This is a genomic window from Flavobacterium sp. RHBU_3, from assembly GCF_046613565.1.
In the GTDB taxonomy this organism is placed as follows: Bacteria; Bacteroidota; Bacteroidia; order Flavobacteriales; family Flavobacteriaceae; genus Flavobacterium.
Window position 1 is genome coordinate 83,072 of sequence record NZ_JBKJHC010000010.1, and the last position, 24,268, is coordinate 107,339.

Annotated in this window: 16 protein-coding genes; 10 read left to right on the top strand and 6 right to left on the bottom strand. The window is 45.0% G+C overall.

From position 1 onward, the window contains the following. Nucleotides 1-7: 7 nt before the first annotated feature. The 5 genes from ACLI1A_RS14530 to ACLI1A_RS14550 all read left to right on the top strand — a co-directional run bounded on the left by ACLI1A_RS14530 (nucleotide 8) and on the right by ACLI1A_RS14550 (nucleotide 14,098). Nucleotides 8-1,837: a cytochrome-c peroxidase gene (locus tag ACLI1A_RS14530; protein WP_411409401.1), complete on the top strand. Its 1,830-nt coding sequence runs from the start codon at nucleotides 8-10 to the stop codon at nucleotides 1,835-1,837. 4 nt (nucleotides 1,838-1,841) lie between these two features. Beyond that, nucleotides 1,842-3,803: a cytochrome-c peroxidase gene (locus tag ACLI1A_RS14535; protein ID WP_411409402.1), complete on the top strand. Its 1,962-nt coding sequence runs from the start codon at nucleotides 1,842-1,844 to the stop codon at nucleotides 3,801-3,803. 401 nt (nucleotides 3,804-4,204) lie between these two features. Further along, a complete protein-coding gene (locus tag ACLI1A_RS14540; protein WP_411409403.1) occupies nucleotides 4,205-12,328 on the top strand; it encodes a LamG-like jellyroll fold domain-containing protein in 8,124 nt (2,707 codons plus the stop codon). A gap of 60 nt (nucleotides 12,329-12,388) precedes the next feature. Further along, the gene (locus tag ACLI1A_RS14545; protein ID WP_411409404.1) at nucleotides 12,389-13,291 is read left to right on the top strand and encodes a leucine-rich repeat domain-containing protein; all 903 of its coding nucleotides are present in this window, start codon (nucleotides 12,389-12,391) and stop codon (nucleotides 13,289-13,291) included. 60 nt (nucleotides 13,292-13,351) lie between these two features. Further along, nucleotides 13,352-14,098: a DUF434 domain-containing protein gene (locus ACLI1A_RS14550; RefSeq protein ID WP_411409405.1), complete on the top strand. Its 747-nt coding sequence runs from the start codon at nucleotides 13,352-13,354 to the stop codon at nucleotides 14,096-14,098. Here ACLI1A_RS14550 and ACLI1A_RS14555 read toward each other — a convergent pair whose 3' ends face one another. Genes ACLI1A_RS14555 through ACLI1A_RS14570 form a run of 4 tightly spaced genes read right to left on the bottom strand, consistent with a single transcriptional unit; the run spans nucleotide 14,099 to nucleotide 16,202 of the window. Then, entirely contained in the window at nucleotides 14,099-14,536 is a 438-nt protein-coding gene (locus tag ACLI1A_RS14555) for a DUF6526 family protein (protein WP_411409406.1), read from the bottom strand. It lies immediately after the preceding gene. Nucleotides 14,537-14,541: 5 nt separating this feature from the next. Next, entirely contained in the window at nucleotides 14,542-15,111 is a 570-nt protein-coding gene (locus ACLI1A_RS14560) for a YdeI/OmpD-associated family protein (RefSeq protein WP_411409407.1), read from the bottom strand. Further along, the gene (locus ACLI1A_RS14565; protein ID WP_411409408.1) at nucleotides 15,104-15,799 is read right to left on the bottom strand and encodes an HAD family hydrolase; all 696 of its coding nucleotides are present in this window, start codon (nucleotides 15,797-15,799) and stop codon (nucleotides 15,104-15,106) included. The genes ACLI1A_RS14560 and ACLI1A_RS14565 overlap by 8 nt, the downstream gene beginning before the upstream one ends. A gap of 31 nt (nucleotides 15,800-15,830) precedes the next feature. Beyond that, a complete protein-coding gene (locus ACLI1A_RS14570; protein WP_411409409.1) occupies nucleotides 15,831-16,202 on the bottom strand; it encodes a nuclear transport factor 2 family protein in 372 nt (123 codons plus the stop codon). Nucleotides 16,203-16,311: 109 nt separating this feature from the next. Between ACLI1A_RS14570 and ACLI1A_RS14575 the strand changes: the two genes are divergently transcribed. After that, nucleotides 16,312-17,199, top strand: coding sequence for a hypothetical protein (locus ACLI1A_RS14575; protein WP_411409410.1), 888 nt, complete (start codon nucleotides 16,312-16,314; stop codon nucleotides 17,197-17,199). 18 nt (nucleotides 17,200-17,217) lie between these two features. On the opposite strand, the gene ACLI1A_RS14580 is transcribed toward ACLI1A_RS14575, so the two are convergent. Both ACLI1A_RS14580 and ACLI1A_RS14585 read right to left on the bottom strand, forming a co-directional pair. After that, a complete protein-coding gene (locus ACLI1A_RS14580; protein ID WP_411409411.1) occupies nucleotides 17,218-18,537 on the bottom strand; it encodes an erythromycin esterase family protein in 1,320 nt (439 codons plus the stop codon). A 10-nt stretch (nucleotides 18,538-18,547) separates the two neighbouring features. Next, on the bottom strand, nucleotides 18,548-19,837 hold the full coding sequence (locus ACLI1A_RS14585; protein WP_411409412.1) for an erythromycin esterase family protein: 1,290 nt from the start codon (nucleotides 19,835-19,837) through the stop codon (nucleotides 18,548-18,550). Between the two features lie 88 nt (nucleotides 19,838-19,925). On the opposite strand from ACLI1A_RS14585, the gene rmuC reads away from it, so the two are divergent. The 4 genes from rmuC to ACLI1A_RS14605 all read left to right on the top strand — a co-directional run bounded on the left by rmuC (nucleotide 19,926) and on the right by ACLI1A_RS14605 (nucleotide 24,242). Next, entirely contained in the window at nucleotides 19,926-21,317 is a 1,392-nt protein-coding gene (rmuC, locus tag ACLI1A_RS14590) for a DNA recombination protein RmuC (RefSeq protein ID WP_411409413.1), read from the top strand. A gap of 17 nt (nucleotides 21,318-21,334) precedes the next feature. Continuing rightward, nucleotides 21,335-21,886 carry an acyl-CoA thioesterase gene (locus ACLI1A_RS14595; protein ID WP_411409414.1) on the top strand — a complete coding sequence of 184 codons (552 nt, stop codon included), beginning with the start codon at nucleotides 21,335-21,337 and terminating at the stop codon, nucleotides 21,884-21,886. A 37-nt stretch (nucleotides 21,887-21,923) separates the two neighbouring features. Further along, nucleotides 21,924-23,009 (top strand): hypothetical protein, encoded by a 1,086-nt coding sequence (locus tag ACLI1A_RS14600; RefSeq protein WP_411409415.1) that lies wholly within the window; start codon nucleotides 21,924-21,926, stop codon nucleotides 23,007-23,009. A 144-nt stretch (nucleotides 23,010-23,153) separates the two neighbouring features. Continuing rightward, nucleotides 23,154-24,242, top strand: coding sequence for a hypothetical protein (locus tag ACLI1A_RS14605; protein ID WP_411409416.1), 1,089 nt, complete (start codon nucleotides 23,154-23,156; stop codon nucleotides 24,240-24,242). The last annotated feature ends 26 nt before the right edge of the window (nucleotides 24,243-24,268 follow it).

Consider the following 24,268-nt stretch of genomic DNA (forward strand, 5'->3'; position numbering starts at 1 on the left):
CCATCCCATGTTCTCTGCATACATCAAAACCATAAGTGTACTTTTTACCGCGGCACTCGCTTTAGCCCTATATCCCACTCAAGGCAAAAAAGAATACACAGAAACCGGCACACTGAAAAAATTCAGCCTTGAGTTAAACACCTCAATAGAACAGCTTGACGATGCTGCCCAAAAATATAAAGCCGGTACGCTTACCATAGCCCAACTTCAAAATGCCGTAACCGAAACCCGGCTGGCCTATAAAAGGGCTGAGTTTTATTTCGCGTTCTATTACCCCGAATATACTAAGGAACATTTTAACGGCGCTCCCCTGCTGCATATAGAAAAAGAAGGCTCTATGCCGAAAGTAATAAGCCCCGAGGGTTTACAAACTTTGGATGAGCTTGTATTTTCTGACGAAGCAGCCGAAGAAAAAGTACAGATAGCCGCCGTAGCCAAAAAACTGCATTCGGCTTACATCGACTTTTATGGCGGCCTCGGTGCACCCGACATGAAGGGCGCAAACGGGCTTACTGCCATGCGTATGCAACTGGTACGCATCCTTAGCATGGGGATTACGGGATTTGACACACCGGGTTCACTAAACGCACTGCCCGAAACAAAAGCCTCGCTTGAGGCTATGGCGCAGTTTTATACCGAAAACTACCCGGCAGCGGTAAAAGCAAAAAGCCTTTTTACCAATGCCATAAAATACCTGGATGCCAATAAGGACTTCGACAGCTTTAACCGCCTGGTGTTTATACGCGAGTATATCGATCCGCTGTATAAAACCTTAGGCGAAGGCGCGGGCAATGCTCCGAAGTTCTTGGGTAGAACCAGCGCCTGGAACACCGATAGCCAGTCTATTTTTGCGGAAGACTTCTTAAACCCCTACTTCTTTGCCACACTGAAAAAAGAGGAGGATACTGCCGAATTACGAAAATTAGGTCAATCGCTGTTTTATGACAAAGCACTGAGTACCGACGGCAGCATGAGTTGCGCCAGCTGCCACAAACCTGAACTTGCCTTTACCGATGGGCTACCGAAATCGGCCAGCAGTATACAGGGCAAAACTGTACTGCGCAACGCACCCACCCTGCTGAACGCCGCTTATGCCGACCGCTATTTTTACGACCTGCGTGCTTTTACGCTGGAACAACAAGCCGAACACGTAATATTTAACCCTGCCGAATTCAATACCGCTTACAGCGCCATCCTGAAAAAGCTGGGACAAAAACCGGAATACGCCGAAAGCTTTAAAAAGGTATTTGGCAAAAAAGGCATTAACCGCGAGAACTTCTCGAAAGCGCTTGCTTCTTATGTTTTATCGCTTCGTTCGTTTAACAGCCCTATGGATAAGTACCTTCGCGGCGAAACCATTGAACTGGACCAACAGGCAAAAAACGGCTTTAACCTGTTTATGGGTAAGGCTGCCTGTGCCACCTGCCACTTTGCGCCTACCTTTAGCGGGCTGGTACCGCCATTGTACAGCGAAAACGAAAGTGAGATACTGGGCGTATTGCAAGACCCTTCCGCCACCAGAAAAACCCTCGATGCCGATGGTGGCCGTCTGGACAACCTTGTCTTAACCGAGGAAGCCTGGATATACGACAAATCGTTTAAGACCACCACAGTGCGCAATGTGGCACTTACGGCACCTTATTTTCATAATGGGGCGTACAAAACCCTTGAAGAAGTAATTGATTTTTATAATGAAGGCGGTGGCAGCGGTATAGCGCTTACCGTAAAAAACCAGACCCTGGCTGCTGATAAGCTGAACCTTACCGCAAAAGAAAAAAAGGAACTCATAGCCTTTTTAAAATCACTTACCGATACGGCTGCGGCTGACAAAAAATAATCCCATGAAGTATCTTATTGCCCTGCCCGTAACAGTTATGATAGTACTGTTCGGGATAAAAAATAGTGTATCGGCTACCTATTCATCTTCGTATCAGGAAAATGATTTCAGGCCGCTGGTATTGCAAAACATAAAAGCCTTTAAAAAAGAAACAGCACTGCTAAAGGCTACTGCACTTGGTTTTGAGAAGAAGACCGTTACCCTTAAAGCTTTGCGCCAGCAACTGACCAAAACCCGCCTGGCCTATAAACAAAACGAGTGCATACTGGAATATTATTTCCCGAAGCATTGTAAGGCGTACCTTAACGGTGCCCCGCTAAAGCACCCCGACCCGCACCCTGTTGATGAAAAATACAACTCTCAAAACTATTACGGCATTACCCCGCAGGAATACAGCAAGGACATACCGCTCGACCAGATAGATACAGAGCACTATAAAGGCGCACGCCGTGTGGTAGACCCCGAAGGGCTGCAGGTGCTTGATGAGTTGGTATTCTCAGATGAGGAAGCTAACGAAGCGCAAAAAATAAGCGCCCTTGTCACCCGCCTGGATGATGCTGTTCCGGCAGTAGAAAACGCTCTGCAAAAGCGCAATTATTTCTACGACTTTGAGATTATAGAGGCAGCACGACTACAACTTGTACGCACCTTTAGCCTTGGGGTTACCGGTTTTGACACACCCGGTTCGGTAAATGCATTGCCCGAAGCCGTTGCTACTATAGAATCGGTACGCATACTGGTAAGCCCTTTTGTTACAAAGGCCAACCCTGCGCTAAAAGCTGAAACCGAAAAGCTTTTGGCCGGAGCCAAAAACTACCTTATTAAGAATAACGATTTTGACAGCTTTAACAGGCTCGATTTCCTTACCTTATATATTAACCCGTTGTATAAAAATTTGGGTAAGATTCAGCAGCAACTCCACCTTCCTTCTACTGCTGAGCGTTGGGGTAAAGTAGCCAGCTGGAATGCCGCAAGCGAAAACATCTTTGGTAATGATTTCCTTAACCCCTACTACTATTCGCTCTTACCACAAGATAAAGACAGCGAGGCACTAAGGGCTTTGGGCAAAAAACTGTTTTACGAGCCGCTACTCAGCAGCAGTAAAACCATGAGCTGCGCCAGCTGCCACAAACCTGAGCTTGCCTATAGCGATGGCCTGCCTACATCGGTATCATCGGTAGAGGGTAAAAATGTATTACGTAATGCCCCCACCCTTATTAATGCCGTATACTCAGACCGGTATTTTTATGACCTGCGCGCGTATGATCTGGAAGATCAGGCCGGCCACGTAATAGAAAACCACATGGAGTTTAACACCAGCTTTGATGCCATAGTAAAGCAACTAAACGAAAGCGCTACCTATAAAGCCGATTTTGAATCGGTATTTGGTAAAGGAAATAAAGTGACACGTTATTATTTTTCGCAGGCATTATCTTCTTACGTTATTTCATTGCGCGGCTACAACAGCCCTTTTGACAAATACATTCAGGGAAAAACCAAAACACTGTCGAAAGAAGTAAAAGACGGCTTTAACCTGTTTACCGGCAAGGCGGCCTGTGCTACCTGCCACTATGTACCAAACTTTAGCGGGCTGGTACCGCCGTTGTTTGAAGAAAACGAAAGTGAGGTACTTGGTGTGTTTAAAAATGCAACATCAAACGAGCCCGATACCGATGCAGGGCGCTTTAACAGCCCTGTACCTGAAGACCACGAGGAGATATACCGCGGATCGTTTAAGACCGTAACAGTAAGGAATGCTACCCTTACAGCACCTTATTTCCATAACGGGGGATATAAAACGCTTGAGGAGGTAATAGAATTTTATGATAAAGGAGGTGCTGCCGGTTTAGGCTATGAGTACGAGGTACCCAACCAAACCCTACCACCCGACCACCTGGAGCTTACCCCCTACGAAAAAAGGGCATTAATAGCATTTATACGCGCGCTAAACGACAACACCTATTAATATAATAGTCTTTAATTGAGAATCCTGCCCGAAACGGCAGGATTTTTTTATATGTTAAAAAAAGTATAATTGTTAAGAGCCATTTAACCATGTCATAATAACTCAACTCATGTTAATTAGACATTAATACAACAATGTTTAGTAGAATTTCCAACAAGACCTCATTAACAACCATCTCATTAAGAAACATATCTCATTTATTAGGATAAATAAGTGAAAATATCATATTTCATTAAGAAACAGGTGTAAAAATTATATAACAATGGTGCGTTTTAAATGATAAAAAAGTCACCTCGATTCACATTTACTTAAAACAAACATAAGTTTTGGTAAAAGCCCCAGCCTATTTACTAAAGGTACTTTTGCCCGTAATTAATAACTTTTCTAAACCATAACACAACATGAAAAAAAGCTTACTATTCTTAGGCTTAATGGCTTCGTTGGGTGGTATTTTCGGGGCTAAGGCCCAGACAGCCATCCCCGGCGATTCCATTGTTCATGGCCCCATGATGAGCCCTGTTTACAACAACAAGGTTCGTGTATGGGTGCTAACCAAGAACAGTACCGGCTCTGGAAACGAACTGAGCATTGGCCTTACTGCCAGTAATGCTCCGGGCACTTTCCTTACCGGAACCGTTCACAACCAGGACGACCGCCTGGGGTACAGCCTTCGCTCTTTTGAGTACGAAGGACTGGAAGAAGGTGTAACCTACACCGCAAACGTACTTGTAGATGGCCAACCAAGCGGCCGCACTGCAAACGTTACTAATGGCCAAAACACCCTGAGCGACTTTACGTTCCTTTCGGGAGGATGTGGCAGGATTTATGACCTTAGCCGTTGTATTGACACTCCGGAATCATTTACCCACGTAAATGGCGACCCGGAAATTTTTAATGTAATGGCACAGGAAGACAGCGATATGATGATATGGCTGGGCGATGCTGTATACCTACTGGGTCTGGAACACGCTATGGGGCAATGCCCTGATGGCGTAGACGACTGGGCTAACAAGGATATGGCCTTTGACCGCTATATGTTCTTCCGCCAGTTTCACGACCAGCTTATCTCGGCCATGCCGCAGCTGGCTATTACAGACAACCACGACACGGGGCCGAATGAATTTAACAAAACCATGCCTACCCTTGGGGAAATGCGTGAGATATTCATGGACTGGTGGCCAAACCCGGAGTACAATAGTACTGCCGAAGGACAGGGACTTTACTCATCTTACGTTTATAAAGACGTAGAGTACTTTTTGCTGGACAACCGCAGCTACCGCGACGGCATTAGCCAACACCTGGGCCCTGACCAGCTTTTATGGCTTAAAAATGGCCTGCTAAACAGTACCGCAACCTTTAAGGTACTTATAAACGGTACGCCGTCATTTGAGCGTAACTGTGGCGGACGTAACTTTTGTAATACCGCACAGGGAGCCGAAGTAATACAATATATACAGGACAACAACATTAACGGTGTGATTTCGCTTAGCGCCGACATTCATGAGCAGAAGTTCATGATACGCGAAGGCGACGTGAAATACCCGCTGTATGACGTGCTTTCGGGCAACCTTAACTCAGATGTGGGTAGTGGTGTTGTAACTACAAACTACACATCAGACTACATACTTACCGGAGTAAAACAATCGTACCTTAGAGTAGGCGTTTACGGAGAAGCGGGAGACCGCAGGATGAAAGTAGAATACGTGGGCCTTGACGGTAACCCGTATTTTGAGGAAATCATCCACCAGGATATGCTTACAAGCCAAAACAGCGACGCGCTGAAACTGTCTCTTGGTTTTAACAACGACCTTGCCGATGCTTCAGAATTTGCACATGAGTTTACCACTACAGGCTATACATTTGCAAACGGTAAAGACGATGTGGCTAACGGTGCCGTACACTTTACTGCAACTACAGATGTACACACTGCCGCAGCAGTATCACTAGATTTCCACGACAGGCCATTTAGCCTTGTAGCGTGGGTAAACCCGGATAACATTCCGTCTAATGGCGCTACTATTCTTAGTAACGGTGCTGCAGGTGCAGGTGTAAGTATGGGTATAGACGGTACAGGTAAACTTACCTTTACTAACCATACTGCTAACGTTACCTACACCAGCCAGTACAGCGTACTGCCTAATGCATGGAGCCAGATAGTATGGAAATACGACAACGTAAGAAGGAAAATATCGTTGTACTACAATGGTTTCCTTATACAAACATGGAACAACGTAGTTACTCCATCGGTATCTTCGGCTAATGTTCAGGTGGGTAACAACTTCCAGAACAAGCGTTTCATAGGCCGTATGGATAACCTTACCCTTTACGGAAGGATTATATCTGACGAAGAAATACTTGCCGATGCCGATGTAGAATCGAGCCGTGGCGGTACACTAAAAATGAGTGGTGCAGCAAATATGGCTATCCCAGGTGAAGCTGTAAACACTGCACTTGCTAATGACTTTACTATAGAGTTTTGGGCTAAGCTTAACGGCGACCCCGGTACAAACTATAAGATACTTGCCAGCAATGGCCGCGTAAACAACCTTAGTACAGGTATCTCTTTTGAGTACCCTGACAGCAACAAGCTGAATGTGGTTGTAGGTAACAACACTTCGGGCTGGAGTACTATAAGCGAGCAGGGCGATGCATGGAACGTAGGCGAATGGAATCACGTAGCCGTAAGTGCTGTTAAAAACGGCCAGATTAAGTACTACGTAAACGGTACGCTTGTAAGCCAGGCTGCCTTTGGCCAGTACATACCTAACTCATGGGGCATTGGTTTTGGCAAGAGCCCGGCATACTCTGGTGGTATATACGGCGAACTTGATGAAGTACGTATATGGAGCAGGTCGCTATCTGCCGAGGAAATTCAGGCAGGTATGCACGTAACCCTTAGCGGTGACGAGCAGGACCTTGCACACTATTACAACTTTAACAGCGAGGAAGAAAACACTACCATAGCCGATGACCTTGGTGCTGCCAATATGGATGTTACCCTTAGCGGTGCACTGCTGGCTCCTGCCACTTCACCGGTTAGTACGCTTGACGCCGACCACCGCGATGTAATAAGCGGTAAGTGGAGCAAGAACAATACTGTAAACAATACAGGCCTTAGCTTTCCCGATGCTATTACAAACTACAACGCTAACATAGTAGTGGGTAAAAACAACGCTACTGAAATTGCAACTGTTCCGGGCAACAACGAAATGTCTTATGTTACAGGTGGCTGGGTTATAGATGCTGTAAACAACCCGTTTGCAACCATAAAAATAAACCTTGCACAGGCCATACCTAACTTTGACACAGTTAACAACACAGCAGGCGAATTCTTCCTTATAAAACAAGAAGAAGACGGCAGCTACACTAACGTGGCACAAGGCAGCTATGACGGCCAAAATGCTTCGTTCTACAATACTAACCTTGCTGTAGGCACGTACTACATAGCATGGTCTGAAAGTGAATTTACAGCAGGCCGTGGCGGAGCATTGTCGCTTGCCGGTAACCACCAGGTACAGATACCGTCTGCAGACATGAATGCTGTAATGAACGGTGCTTTCACTATAGAAACATGGGTTAACCTTACGGCAGATCCGGGTAACAACACCCCGCTGCTTTCTAACCATGGTAGGATAAACAACCTTACTACAGGTTTCTCTCTTGAATTACCGGCTAACAACTCTGTTTCAGCAGTATTTGGTACAAATACCAACAACTGGAACAGCATTAACTCGGGTTCTACCCTTAACGTGGGCGAATGGAACCACATTGCTGTAACTGCTGAACCTGGCCAGAAAATAAAACTGTATATAAACGGTGAGCTTAAAGCTTCTGCCGATTATACAGCTTTTGTAGCCAACAGCAGTTGGAACTTTGCGCTGGGACGCAGTATTAACTACAACAGCCAAACCACTTCTATGATGGATGAGTTCCGCGTATGGAACGTAGCCAAAACTCAGGCACAGATTATAGAAGGTATGCACACTATTGTAGAAGGTGAAAACAGTAACCTTATTTACAACCTTACCTTTAACCAGGAGGATAACGGTACTATAGATAACACCGGCGTAAACGGTGATATTACCTACACCAGCGCTTCAATTATAGATTCTACCAGCCCTGTGGCCGAGGTAGTAGCTGATTTTGATCACGAAACTACAGGTAACTGGAGTATTGCCAATGAAACTGATAACGGCCTGTACCTTGCAGCGCCAATAACCAGCTTCATAGAAAATGTGGTAATAGGCCATAACGACGACAACACTATACAGCCGTTGGGTTCTGTAGAAGATACTTCTTACGTAGCAGGCGGATGGCACATTAACTCACTGGGCATAGAAACTGCTAACCTGCAGGTAGACCTTGCAGAGGTATTTGAAAACCCTGCACAGACTAATACTACCGTTGAACAGTACATGCTACTTAAAGGCGACCCTGCCAGCAACTACGAAATTGTAGGTACTGCTACAGCAGAAGGCCTTGTTGTAAACTTTGAAAACGTAGCCCTTGACCTGGGTAACTACTACCTTGCCTTTGAAACTGACGTTAACGCAGTTATAGGCGAGCAGGGTGGCGCACTTTCACTGGAAACAGGCCACCAGGTATATGTACCGAAAGAAGGTGTTAACCAGGCGCTATCGGGTTCATTTACCATAGAGCTTTGGGCACGCCTTAGGGAAACCGCAGGCGCTAACACTAAGCTTGTAGGCTTTACTAACTTTGGCAGTGGCGAATACGGCTGGGAAATGGAGTTCCTGGGTAACCAAACGCTGCAAACCATTACCGGTAAAGGTGCTGCCGGAGGATGGAACACCCTAAACTCTGCACACGTATGGAGCCACGACGAGTGGAATCACGTAGCGGTAACTTTTGTACCAAACGGCGAATTTAAGTTCTATGTAAACGGTGAACTTGCCAGCAGCATGCCGGTAGGTACATTCCAGCCGTGTGCTAACGACCTTGCCTTTGGTAAAAACATTGCAAACAACGCTCCTACACAGAGTGATATTGACGAATTCCGTATCTGGACAACGGCTAAATCTCAGGCAGATATAAAAAGGGATATGTACCTTACCATGCCTGTAGGTACCGATGCACTGGCGTACAACTTTACGTTTAACCAGGACGACAGCGGTTATCTTGTAAACAGCGGATCTGTTGCGGTAGAAGTACCTTATACTGATGCTACCATAATACCTGCTACAGACCCTGTAAGGGATATGGAAGCCGCTTACCGCACTAACGTAGGCGCTAACTGGAGTGTAATGAACGACAGCCGCAACGGCCTGTACCTTTCCGACGTAATTCAGTCTAACGACCAAAACGTTGTGGTAGGTAAAGAAACCGGAAGCGAAATCCTTGTACTTCCTAATGCTGAAAACCTTGATAAGAAATTCCTTAACAGCCGTTGGAAATTTGAATCGCTTTATGTAGAAAGCGGCTCACCAAAGGCCGACCTTACCAAGATATTCAGTAACCTGAACGATGTAAACGTTCTTGCTAACGAATATTACCTGATTCAGGGCGACCCTCAGGGAACCTACACTGTAATAGCTACAGGTACTAAAGAGAACAACATAGTAAGCTTCTCTGAGGTAACCTTTAATGATGAGCCGGTATACCTTGCATGGCTTACAGATACAGCTTATCCTGTAGGCAGTTTCCCTGTAGAACCACAAAGCCTATGGAAATACAGCGACCTTGGTACAGACCTTGGCACAGACTGGAGAACCAATAACTATGACGACAGTTCATGGCTGTTTGGTAACGGTATCCTTGGTTACGGAGATAACAACCAGAGCACACTGCTTAGCTATGGTAGCGACGCTAACAACAAATACCCTACTACCTACCTAAGGCATACCTTTAACGTAGAAAACGCTGCACAATACGGCTCGCTATTGTTTGACGTACTTAGGGACGACGGTGTGGTAGTATATGTAAACGGCGTAGAAGCGTTCCGTAACAATATGCCTACAGGTGATGTAACCTACAACACCTACGCTTCATCGCAAATAGGTGGTGCAGACGAAACTACGTATATTGAAGTAGTAACTGCTAACCTGCTTCAGGATGGTGAGAACGTGATTGCTGTAGAGCTTCACCAGGGTGCAGCAAACAGCTCAGACCTTAGCTTTGACATGCAACTAAGGGGTCTACCTCCTGAACTTGAAGCTACTGCCTTCCCTATCCCGAAGGATAACGAGTGGCATTACCTTGATAACGGTACCAGCCTTGACGATGTAGAATGGGGCGTACCTACGTACACTCCGGGATGGCTTTCAGGCCGTGCTCCACTGGGTTACGGCGACCCTGTAAACACAGTGATAAGCTACGGAGCTGATGCATCTAACAAGTACATAACATCTTACTTCTACCGTAACGTAGACGTTAACCTTGCCGACCTTACTGACCTTGTGGAGTTTGGTATCAAGCGCGATGACGGTGCTATTGTATATGTAAACGGCGTGGAAGCATTCCGTGAAAACATGGCTGAAACAGGTGTTACATACCTTACACACTCATCTACAACAGTAGACGGTGCCGATGAAAACAGGTATTTTGTACACTTTGTACCTAAAACCATGTTCCAGGATGGTGTAAACAGGATTTCGGTAGAAATACACAACCGCGACGGATCGAGCTCAGACCTTAAGTACGACATGTACGTGAAGAATGCGCAAGACCTTAGCGTAATATGTGATGCTCCGCATATTGCCTGCTTTACATCGATTAACCCTACAGGACAAACTCCTCAGCTTATCATCTCGGCAGCACACCGCTTCCAGCAGATATTTAAAGAAGGAGATGCGTACATGACAGGTACGGGTAACATACCGGGTAACCATGACTATACCGCTTATGTAGCTATAGACGGCAGCAGCGAAACAGGATACCTTTCGGTTAACCACGAAAACAACCCTGGTGGTGTAAGTATGCTTAACATACACCTGGATACTGAAAACAACAACCTATGGTCTGTAGATAACAGCAGGAAAGTAGACTTCTACAACAACGACCTTGTTACTACAAACAGGAACTGTAGTGGTGGTATTACACCATGGGGTACTGTAGTTACATCTGAAGAAGCTACCGATGCCGGTGATGTAAACGGCGACGGCTACCAGGATGTGGGTTGGCTTGTGGAAATAGATCCTGTAACTGCTCAGGTGATGGAACACGGCAACGGCATACAGGAAAAACTATGGGCTATGGGCCGTATGAACCACGAAAACGTGGTGGTACGCCAGGGTGGTGCCGCAGCGTACTATGGCGAAGACGGTGGTACACACTGTGTATACAAATTTGTACCTACCGTACCGGGTAACCTTTACTCTGGTAGTGTATATGTACTAAAACTTGACCTTGCACTATCATCAGACGAGCCAAGCTCTTCTACAGCTACATGGGTACAGGTACCAAACACTACCCAGGCAGACCGTAACAACCTTGCCACAAATGCATCTGCACTTGGTGGTACAAACTTTAACGGTGTTGAAGACGTGGAAATAAGCCCTCTTGACGGCAGAATCTATTTTACCTCTAAAGGTAAAAACCGCATCTACCGCTTTAAGGATGATGGCAATACCGTAAGCGAATTTGAAGTATTTGTAGGTGGTATGAGCTACCCTCTTGAAACAGCTTCAGGTACCGTAACCGAGGCTTGGGCCGATGGTAATGACAACCTTGTATTTGACGATAAAGGTAACCTTTGGGTATGCCAGGATGGTGGACTGAACTACATTTGGGTAGTAGCCCCAGACCACAGGCAAGATGCACCTAATGTAAAACTGTTTGCTTCTATGCCGGCAGGTTCAGAGCCTACAGGACTTACCTTTACTCCTGATTACAAATACGGTTTCTTCTCTGTACAACACCCAAGCGGCAGCAACACTGCACAGCAGGATGCTACTTATGGCAACGTAACCTTTAACGCTTCAGCTTCTGTAGTGTTCTCGCTTGCCGAGTTCCTGGGCCCTCAGGCTCCGGTAACCGATTTCGTAGCCAGCCAGGTAACTGTAGCTCCGGGACAAACGGTAAGCTTTACCGACCTTTCTACAAACAACCCTACCTCTTGGTCGTGGACGTTTGAAGGTGGTGAACCGGCTACTTCTACAGAGCAAAACCCTACCGTAACCTACCCTACTGCCGGTACATACACTGTAACCCTTGCCACTACTAACGTAGCCGGTAACGATACAGAAACCAAAACCGAGTACATACTGGTAGAGGAAACTAACGGTACTGATAACCCTATTGCTGCAGATGGTGTTAAAGTATACCCTAACCCTACCCAGGGCCGTGTAACCATAGAACTGAACAGCGCCACTACCGGTGACAATGTTACAGTTGCGGTATACGACCTGCTTGGAAGGGAAATACTAAGCAAAGGAAACATCAAGACTACAGGCACAGGCCAAAAGATAGAACTTGACCTTTCTGCTTATGCAGGTGAGCAGGTATTTATTGTTCGTGTAAACATGGGCAATGCTACAGGCGCATACAAACTACTTAAAGTTAAGTAATGTATTTATAACCATAAGGGGCCGGGCTTTATGTCCGGCCCTTTATTATTTTTATGCAACATGAAATTGAAACTACTATTGCCCGTTATGGCGTTTAGCACCATAGCCCTGGCACAAAACCATAATCCTAACAGTGCGGTGTACGGCAACATAGAAGATGCCCTGGCACATAAGGCTACTGCCACACAGCTCAACTTCAGGGATAAAGGAATATTTTTCATCCCACAGGAAATAACACAGCTACGCGATTTACAGTTCCTGAACCTAATGGGAAACAACCTGGAATTACTGGATGAAAACCTTTTTACCCTTAAAAAGCTTGAGGTACTGAACCTGAAACTGAATGCCCTGCACTACCTGCCCGATGAAATAGGCAAACTAAGCCACCTTATTCGCCTGGATGTGTCGGATAATAACATCACTGCATTGCCCGTAAACATTGAAAAACTGCAAAAGCTGCGTTTTATACACCTGTCTTACAACAGCCTTACTGCCCTGCCCGACGAAATAGGACAATGCAGCAGCCTGCAGGCCATAGAGGCTTCGGGAAACCAGCTGAGCACGTTACCCGAATCATTATCAAAGTTAAAGGGATTAAAGGCATTGCAATTGGGCTACAACCAGTTCAACGAATTTGACAGCAGTTGGCTGCTGATGCAAAACCTTAACGAATTGAACCTTGAATACAACCAGCTGAAAAAACTTCCGGAAGACATCGGCAGGTTGAAAAATCTGAAATCACTGATTGTAAACAGTAACAGGCTGGAAGCATTACCCGAAGGCGTTACAGCCCTGCAAAACCTGGAACTGTTGTCTTTGTCAAAGAATAACATTACTAAACTGCCAGCTACCCTTACGGGATTACAAAACCTGAAAACGCTTATCCTTACGGGTAATCCTATTGCCAAAACCGAGCAGGAACGCATAAAGAAAGCCCTGCCTGAATGTAGTGTGTATTTTTAAAGCAAACTATTTTTGGGACGAATTAAGCAATATTTATCGTGATTGTTTAATTTGCACCCGATGGAACAAGAACCTACCGCCCGCCGCAGCCGTGGCAAAAGCTCTGAAGATGATGCACTTTTTGGCAATATCCGCCAGCAGGATAAACTCCGGGAAGCCTTGCAGGATATGTATTACCTGCTAAGCCGTGATTATCCGGTAAAGGCATCACTGATACTTACGGGCAACCGCTACCGCCTTAAAACCCGCCAAATAATAGCACTACAGGGTATGGCATGCAGCGCACAGGATATTGCACTGAGGCAGAAAAAAGCACTCCTGCCCCACCAGCTTGAAGGCAAAACCCTTTACCTGGACGGTTTTAATATTCTGATAGTATTGGAAACATTACTTTCGGGTGGGTATGTATTTAAAGGGCTTGATGGTTGCTACCGCGACATATCATCGGTACACGGTACCTACAAACGGGTACAGCAAACCGAAGAGGTTTTAACATTGGCAGGCAATGCGCTACAGCAACTTAATGCAGCCCGTGTGGTATGGGTATTTGACCAGCCTGTATCGAACAGCGGCAAAATGAAAGCCCTGTGCTATGAAACTGCCGAACAATACGGTTATAAGTGGGATGCAATCCTGGACAATTCCCCCGATAAGTTTCTGGCAGAAGATAACAGGCTTGTAAGCTCCTCCGATGCATGGGTGCTTAATGAGTGCTACGAGTGGTTTAACCTCACAGGCTACATAGTACAACAACTGTTGGAACAGCAAAACAATTTCAGCATCATTGCTCCCGAAATTGTTTTGTAATTACACCCTGCGGTAATCACCTTTCCAGTTTTTAATAGCCTTTTTTATTTCGTTTGGCGAAAGCTTCTCGGCAACAGCGCGTTCGGAAAGGGCTACAAACTCCTCATCCGGAGCAAAGCGCAGCGCAAAAACCTGCCCGTCGGTAAGATTCGCTTCGAGCAATTCAAAACGCTTACCTGTCAGCACAAAATAACGGTAGCGTAGTTCGGTAAGGATAAGGCGGTTTTGCAGTGTAAGGGCATAATGCTGTCTTAGCATATACGCCAGCCAAGAAATGGTAAAAAACGCTATACCCAGCATTGTCCATACTTCTTGCGAACAATTATTACTAAATGCTTTATAGGCGCAAAACCCCATAAGAACCAGCATTACAGGATAAAATACAAAATGGTGCGGCGCATACCAGCGTATGTGGTTGTTATAGTTTTGTTGGCTCATAATTATTAACGGATTCGTTTGTGTTGTTTACTGGCCTCCAGGAGCTGTTCAAAACGCTGGCGGCGTGTTTTTTCCTGCTTGGCAGCCGTTACCCAGTGCAGTATGGTTTTCTTTAACCCCGGCGGATACGTATTAAAAAACTCCCATGCAGCTTCATTGGACTTAAATTCAGCTTCCATATCGGGTGGCAAAGTAGCAACCTCATCCTTCTCATAGGAATAGATACGCGATTTGTGTTCCTGTCGCTTTTCAAAGGCCGCAAGCCCCATAGGGTACACCAGTCCGGCTTCAAGCAGCTTTTCTATTTTATCTATGTTAACGGCGCTCCATATACTGCCCGGCCTGCGGGGCGTAAAGCGCCTGCGATAAGCATGCTCGTCTATATTGTGTACCACGCCGTCTATCCAGCCGAAGCACAGCGCCTGGTCTACCGATTGGCTCCACGTCATGGACGGCCTGCCCGAACTTACTTTATAATACCCTACTACAACTTCATTGGCAGTTTCATGGTGTTTCTCCAGCCATTGCCTGAAGTCGGTTTCGGTTTCAAAGAAAATCGGCTCCACTTTACTCATTTTTCGGAAGTAATGAAAGTACTTCGCGCACATCCTTAAACGCCCAGAAGTTGGGGTGCCTTACTTCGTGGTCTATACGCTCGTGTGCCCAGGTAGTATGGAATGGTATGTGGCAGGCATAGCCGCCTATTTCCAGTACGGGCAACACATCGCTCTTCAGCGAATTGCCTATCATCATAAACTCATGCGGTTCTATTTCCAGGCGTTTCAGTAGCTTCTCGTAGTTTAGCGCCTCCTTATCAGCCATTACCTCAATATGGTGAAAGTAAGGCCCCAGGCCGCTGTCGTGCAGCTTGCGTTGCTGGTCTTTCAGGTCGCCCTTAGTAGCCACCACAAGCTTGTAGTCGCCGTGCAGGGTTTTCAGGGTTTCCTCTACCCCATCTATAAGTTCTATGGGTTTTTGCAGCAGTTCCTTGCCCAGTTCCAGTATGCGGGTTATGTGCTTGTTGGTTACCGTACCGCCCGAAATGTGTATTGCGGTTTCTATCATACTAAGTATGTATGCCTTAATACCGTAGCCGTACAGCGGCAGGTTTTTTATCTGGTTAAGGTACACCTCCTGGCTGATGCTCTTATGGCTAAGGTAGTCTTCCATAAGTACGCAAAACGCCTTTTCGGTTTCTTCAAAATACGGTTCGTTTATAAATAGGGTGTCGTCAGCATCAAAGGCTATAACTTTTAGTTTCATGCAGTGGTGTTAGTTGTATAATGACGTAAAGCTACGAAATAATCTGGCTTATATGCCCGGCTATTACTTTCCAGCCGTCGGTAAACTGTTTCCATACACGGGTATAGCGGTAAATACCGGTATAGGCATGCCCGTCTGAACTGCCGCTAACATCCTGCACCGTGCTTACCACAGCCACATCGCCTTCTACCATTATCAGTTGGGCGCTAACTTCCAGGCTGTATATTTCCAGCTTGCCGTCGCGGTGCATGGCTAAGTCATCGGCTTTGGTTACCAGATGTCCGAATTGGTTTGTAAATATAAGCGTATCCGACAGCAGTAAATCAAGCTCGGCTACATTACTGGTTTTCATGGCTTCTACAAGGCGACTGTCTAAAACAGCAATTGTTTCACGGGTTTCCATATTGCAAATTTTTCCTTACTAAATTACGGAATTTGCAGGGGAGATAAATCAGTTTTAGGAGAGTTTTAGTAATTTTAAAACCTGATGAACAGGCATAGGCATTAGCTACATGAAAAAATATCTACTCATTTTAGCGGTTATAGTTATGGGCTGCTCCCTACACCGGGAACTTAAAGTTCCTGCTGTGCAGTTTCAGTACATAGACCATAAAACAAACCCTTATGTAAAGCTGCTGCATCTAAAGGACAGCAATGCCCTTATATTAAAAACCTGTATTAAAGACTATTCATCGCCATACGCGGGCGATTTTTTGGTAAAAGACAGTAACGGCAACCTTACGTTTTATATGCTGGTTACGGGTGATAGATATGATACCTTGTTATACTCCAGAAAATTACCCAAAGTACAACGCGACAGCCTCTCAAATGTTTTTGCTGAAGCTGCCTCGGTAAATAAGGCAGTTGTAGAGGACTATACCGGAGCCTATGTATCTGATGGAGATGAAATTGAATTAGAACTGTACCAAAACAGATACTTTACCAAAATTTGCTCATTCTATCCTGAGTTTTACGTCAATGAAAACATTGGTATGGAAGAAAGAAAGAAGCTGCTTGCTGTTGTTAAAAAAGTCGGTAGAGTAAGCCAGCTGCCTGCTAAAAACATTAAAGACATTGAAAAATTCGATACCCTTTACGTGCACTTTACCTATGATAAGTTACAAACAAAAGAGCCCCGGTTTAAAAACGTAACTATTAAAGAATATAGGTTTTGGAGAGGAAGTCTTTCAAGCGATGTTTTCTTTCAACAAGGCAAGGACTCTGTTGCAGTAACCCGCAATTTTTTAAAAACACACGAAAAGCAAATCGTCGATTACTTTTTCTTTCTGAAAAACCATATCAGTACCTTTCAATTTAAAAAAAAGACCGTCATCTTAATTGATGATAACGGAAAAGAACTTTATTTAAAAAAAGTACAGCATGTTCGCCCTTTTAAATAACCCCGTTTAAGCGCTAAACTATTCTATATAAAACCGCACGGGCATGGCTTCTTTAATATAATGTGGTACAGAAATGGTTTTTACGAAAATAACCCCATCGTACTCCTCCGGGTATTTTAGTTTTTTAGCAGCATGATCTTTTAAAAAGCCTCCATTACCGGCATAGTACTGTTTCTTGTTACTATTCAGGAATTTTTCCATAACCGGAGAACGCTCTGCTGTAGTCATATCTATAAAAAACACATCGTGTTTGGCCTGAGAAAATGTAAAAGCATAGGTTTTTTTCTCGGTTTCATCTAACGTATAAACCGATGCTTTTGAATTTTCAGCCTTATCGATTGTAGTAGTATATAACCTGCCTTTGCTAAAATCAAACGCCATGCTGTAATAAGCATCGCCATAGTACTGTTTTAGCCTGCTCCCTACCGACGGCACATTGTACCCCGCCATGCCTTTCTTGTTTATATGCCCGTTATGCGCCCATATAAAGGCTTTACTACCTTGGCGTTCCTGTTGCATAATCCACTGTACATTTTGGTACATGTGTTCATCGCGCAGCGCAATACCCGGTGTTGCAGTAAGCCTTATATACTGCAACAGTACATCTATGGCATGCAGGGTTTCGTTGGCTACCGTTTTATCTGTCCCTGTAAAAGAAACGGTTGCTTTTTCTATAGCTAATTTTAAATCATCTAACTGGGTAGCTTTATTTTCCAGCCACTTACGTTCAGCCTTTATATTACCGTACTGTAACGCCGAGCAACTGTCGGCTGCCATAAGCTGTTGCTCCGGGATGTTCAGCTTATACTGTGTTACAAACTGCCTTACCTGTTTATTAATGCCATGGCCAAACTGGTCGTCCATACCATAAAACCGTATACGTTCGGCAACCGGCTTACCTCTATTATAATCTTTCATCCATTGCAACAGGTCGGTCATTTCTTCACACATCCATATCAGGAACCCCAGCTGCCGGGCCATTTCCCTCGATGTTTTAGTCCCTTCATCCAGCCATAGGTTTATCTCACGGCAATTGCTGTACCCGCTTTCCAGAATAAACACTTTCACACCTTGGTTTTCCACCAGGTACTTAAAAAATTTCGCTTTCAGGTCGAAAAACTCCTTGCCGTGGTGGGTAGCCTCCCCAAACCCGAAAATACGGGCATCCTTAAACTTTTGCGGTACACTGGCAGCAAAGGCCGTAGGCGGTGTGGTTGGGGTAGCATCTTCAATCGGGGTGGCATTAGCATCAAGCCATGCCACTACGTTTTTATCCTGCGCGCGTGTAAGTGCCACAATAAACAGTAGTATGTATATTGTAAGGTTTTTAATTGTCATTGAATGGTTGTTAAAACGAAAAATCATAAGTAGCCGGCAAAATGTTTTTTACAAAAATGATACCGTCATAATGTTCGGCAAACTTCACTTTCATAAAAAAGGGCTCATCGGGGTTGTATCCCGGGCCACCTAAAAACAGCTGTTTTAGTTTCTTATTGAAAAACTTGGCAGCATCTTTATTAGTATTTGCAGTATCCATGTCTACAAAAAAAACATCGGGTTGAGCCTGTACCAGTACCTCGGCATGGGTGCCTTTGTAAGGCGTTTTAAAGTCGTAGTTTTTCCAGCCATTCGCTTTTTTATCTTTTATAACAAGACCCGGCAGTATTCCGGCACCAAAATCGAAACCCACAGCATAATAGGCGTCAGCAAAATGCTCTTTAAGCCTTGCCCCCACCGACAGGCTACTATAATGCCCGTACGATTTCTTGTCAATGTGCGCATTGTGCGCCCATACAAACGCCTTGCTATTTGGCCCTTCGTGCTGTAATATTTCCACTACGTTGTTGTACATATCCCTATCGCGGCTTTGTGAATACGGAGCCGTAACAAACAAAGTATATTCTTCCAGATAGTTTAGCGCACGCATCGTGTCATAATATTCCTCACTACCGGCAGCCGATAACCTCCCCGACTTACTTTCCAATACCTTGCGCACCTGTTGCAGCTGAGGATGCATTTTGTCTCCCCAGCCTTTTAGTCCGCCAGCTTTAAGTTTAGCGGCGGCGCAACTGTCGGCAGCCGTGAGCAGGTTTTCATCAATGCTTATGTTGTGTTTTTTTACGTAGTTGCGCAGTTTTGTATTCAGGCTGTCACCCATCTGGTTGTCCATTCCGTAAAAGCGCACCTGCTTTTCGCGGGGTTTGCCTGCATTGTAATTGCGCATCCATTGCAGCAGTTCCACTACTTCCTTATTGTGCCATATAATTAGCCTAAAATTGTCCTTTATGGTATTGATGTCACCCTCACCTCCCGAAATCCAGCGGTTAATACCCTCTTCGGCCTGATAGCTTTCCTCCATTATAAAAAGCGTTACGCCCTGGTTCTCTACCAAATACTTGAAAAACTTCGCCTTTAGGTCGAAAAACTCCTTTCCGTGGTGGCTGGCTTCCCCAAATCCGAACACACGGGCATCTTTAAACTTTTTGGGCACATTGGCAGCAAAGGCCGCGGGCGGAGTGGTAGGTGTGGCATCTTCTATAACAATGGCATTGGTGTTTATCCATTCTACTACGGGCTGGTTTTGTGCATGTAACAATAACGAACAAAAAGCAGCTATTGAAAAAAGTAGTTTTTTCATGAAAAGGTTTTGGTTTGTGTATTATAAACGGCTGGCGGCGCGAATTATTTTTGCGTACTTTTACATTTTGCAAACACAATTTTTTCAAATGCCCGAAACCCTTACCCTACTTATCGCTTTTATTGTTGCGCTTATTATAGGCATATTCATTGGCAAACAGATATTTGCAGCGAAAGCGGCTGCCGACCAAAAAGTGCTGGAAGAGCGCCAGGCCAGCCAGCTACAGCTTATAGAACAGCTAAAAATACAATCAGGAAACGAAAAGCAGCTTACCGAAAAGCAGCTTGCCCAAACCGTAGCAGAGCGCGATGCCCTGCGTAGCGAAAAAGACGCCCTGTCTATTCAGCTTACGAAATCGGAAACCGACTACGACAACCTTGTGGAACGTATGCGCGAACAGCGCCAGGAAACCGATGAACTGCGCGAAAAATTCACCAAGGAATTTGAAAACCTAGCCAACAAAATACTGGAGGAAAAATCGAATAAGTTTACCGAACAGAACCGCGAAAACCTGAAAAACATCCTTTCGCCACTACAGGAAAAGATACAGCTTTTTGAGAAAAAAGTAGAAGATACCCATAAGGAGAGTATTGATTACCATGCGGCATTGCGCCAGCAAATTGTAGGCCTTAAGGAAATGAACGAGGTAATGAGCCGCGAAACGCTAAACCTTACCAAAGCACTAAAAGGCGATACCAAAATGCAGGGTAACTGGGGCGAGCTGATACTGGAACGCGTACTGGAAAAATCGGGGCTGGAAAAAGGCCGCGAGTATTTTGTACAGCAAAGCCACCAGCTGGAAGACGGCAGCCGCGTGCAGCCCGATGTGGTAATAAACCTGCCCGACGGTAAAAAGATGGTAGTAGACAGCAAAGTATCGTTAGTGGCCTACGAACGCTATGTAAACGAAGACGACGACCCGCTGAGGCTGGAACACCTTAAGGAGCACGTAAACTCTATACGCCGCCATGTAGACCAGCTGAGCGCTAAAAGCTACCATGACCTGTACCAAATGGAAAGTCCTGATTTTGTGTTGCTTTTCATACCTATAGAACCGGCGTTTGCAATAGCCCTTAATGAAGACACTAAACTATACAACAAGGCTTTTGAGCGCAACATAGTTATTGTTACCCCAAGCACCCTGCTGGCTACCCTGCGTACCATAGACACCATGTGGACAAACCATAAAAGACAAGAAAATGCCAATGAAATAGCCCGACAGGCCGGTGCACTGTACGATAAATTCGAAGGTTTTATGAATGACCTCATCGGTGTCGGAAAGAAGATGGATGAAGGGAAAAAGGCATATGAAGGGGCAATGAATAAACTATTTGAAGGTAGAGGTAATTTAATTGTAAGTGTACAAAAACTGAAAAAATTAGGTGTAAGTCCCAAAAAAGAACTACCCGAGAATATTTTGAACCGGGCTTTTAAAAATGAAGATGAAGATTTGACTGATAATAGCTCTTTAGACCAATAAAACAACACACTATAATTATGGAAGAACATTTTCGCAGGGCAAATGAGTCGAGGGTAACCATCTCTGAACTGATGCTGCCTTCGCACCAAAATTTCAGCGGCAAGATACACGGAGGATATATATTAATGCTTATGGACCAGATAGCCTTTGCATCGGCATCGCGCTACAGTGGCACCTACTGTGTTACTGCCAGCGTAGACACGGTAGACTTCCTGAACCCTATAGAGGTGGGCGAACTGGTAACCATGAAGGCATCGGTAAACTACGTGGGCAACAGCTCTATGATTGTAGGCATCCGCGTTACATCTGAAAACATTCAGACAGGTGTAGTAAAACACTGCAACTCATCTTATTTTACCATGGTGGCAAAAGACGCCTCCGGAAAAACAGTACAGGTACCTGCCATAGAACTGAACACTCCTACCGAAATACGCCGTTTTTGCAACGCTTTAAAACGCCTTAGCCTGAAAAAAGAGCGCACGCTTCACGAAGAAACCTTTGACCACACCAGCTCCGAAGCACTGGACGAATTAAAAGGACACAGGGTAAAACTGCATTTAAAACATTAATGCTATATTTGCCGCCAAACACTACTGCTGTAACCCTATGAAACACACTTACCTGTACCGTTGCCTTCTTTTATTGCTTACTGCATGGATCATAGTTTCGTGCGGAAATGACGACGAAGCATACACACCGGTACCGGTATCTCCGGTAGAAATGGATCTTACACAGGTGCCTTACGACAGCCTGAGCAAATACAAATTCTTTGAAGGCGAACTGAAAGACCGAGTACCTGCTTATGGTGTACTGCCGTATGACCTGAACAGTACGCTGTTTACAGACTACGCCCACAAAGAACGATTTGTATGGATGCCTGCCGGAACACAGGCCACGTATACTACCGATGGGCAGGTGCTTGATTTTCCTGTAGGGGCAGCGCTTATAAAAACATTCTATTATGATGCTCTTGAAGAAGGCGACCCCACTAATGTTGTGGAAACCCGCGTAATGATAAAAAAGGAAACCGGCTGGATATTTGCTGATTATGTGTGGAACGACGAAAAAACAGAGGCTACAATAAATACGGTTCAAATAATAAAACGTGTGGGCTGGATGGAAAATGGTGTACTGCGCCAAACCAACTACCGTATACCGGCCGCAAACCAGTGTAAACAGTGCCACCAGATGGACAATGCAGGTATACCTATAGGCCCTAAACCGCAAAACCTGAACAGGAATTACACCTATACAGACGGCAGCCAAAACCAGCTGAGCAAGTGGATGAGCTTTGGCTATCTTGATACCGCACCACAAAATATAGTAAGCACTGTAGACTGGAAAGATGCAGCGCAGCCACTGGAACTGCGTGTACGCTCTTACCTGGATATTAACTGCGCCCACTGCCACATTGATGGCGGTTTCTGCGAAAACTCACAAACGCGCTATGCCTTTAACGAAACTACTAATCCTGAAAGTTTTGCATTTTGCGTTCCTTCAAACGAGATTTTTATAGACGGACAGGAAAACATTGTACAAAAACAATCTGCCGACCATTCGTTGATGTACTACCTTATGGAAAGCACCAACCAAACCCTGCTTATGCCGGTAATAGGCCGCACTGTAAAAGATGCCGAAGCCAATGCCCTTATAAAGCAATGGATAGACAGTATGGAATCTCCCTGCGAATAACCCACACCCTACCCGGAAAAAAAGTGACAATATCGGTTGCGGTGTGTTAAAACCACATTTTGAACAACTTAGCACGTTAATATTATGTTAACGTTAGTTTTTTTCATATATATTTGTCAATAGAGAACCAATTGCAAAAATTCTATGAAAAAAACACTATTATTTAACAAGTGGCTATTGCTGTCTTGTAGCCTTTGCCTATTGTTTTCCTGTGGTTCAGACGATTCTAAAGAGTACGTACCGGTTTCGCTTGTAAATGTAGACCTGGCTACAGTACCGTATCAAAACCTTAGCGACTATAAGTTTTATGAAGGTGAAATGAAAAACATGGAGCCTGCTTATAAGGTTTTACCATATGATTTAAACAGCACCCTTTTTACCGACTATGCCCACAAAAAACGCTTTGTATGGATGCCCGACGGTACTAAAGCCACCTATAACGGAGACGGTAAAGTACTGGAGTTTCCTGTTGGCACGGTACTCATAAAAAACTTCTACTACGATAATGTATTACCGGATAATGTTACCCGCATACTGGAAACCCGCCTGCTGATAAAGAAGGAAACCGGATGGATATTTGCCGATTACATTTGGAACGAAGCCCAAACTGAAGCCACCCTTAATATGGATGGCAGTTATGTAGACATTAGTTGGCAGCAAGATGGCACCACCAAAAGCGCCAGCTACCGCATACCAAATGAATCCGAATGCCTTACCTGCCATAAAAGCGACAATGTTCCTATACCTATAGGCCCTAAGCCACAAAACCTGAACAAAAATTACGCTTATACCGATGGCAGCCAAAACCAGCTGAGCAAGTGGATTACCGAAGGCTATCTTGACGAGGCTGTACCCCAAAACATAGTAAGCACGGTAGACTGGACCGACACATCGCAACCGCTGGACTTGCGTGTACGCTCGTACCTGGATATAAATTGTGCGCATTGCCACAGCGAAGGAGCGCACTGTTCATACCGCGTTATGCGTTTTGCTTTTAGCGAAAGTACTACAGACCATAACCTGGGTATATGCATAGCTCCACAGGAATCCATAAACCCAGCTTTAACCTATATTGTCTCAAAACAGAACGTAAACCGTTCGGCGCTGCATTACAGGATAAATACTAATGAAGTATCCGAACGTATGCCACTACTGGGTCGTACCATTGTCCATACCGAGGCTGTAGCCATGATAAAAGACTGGATAAACAATATGGATGCCCCCTGCCAGTAAAACCAAGAAAAACTTTTATAACCATC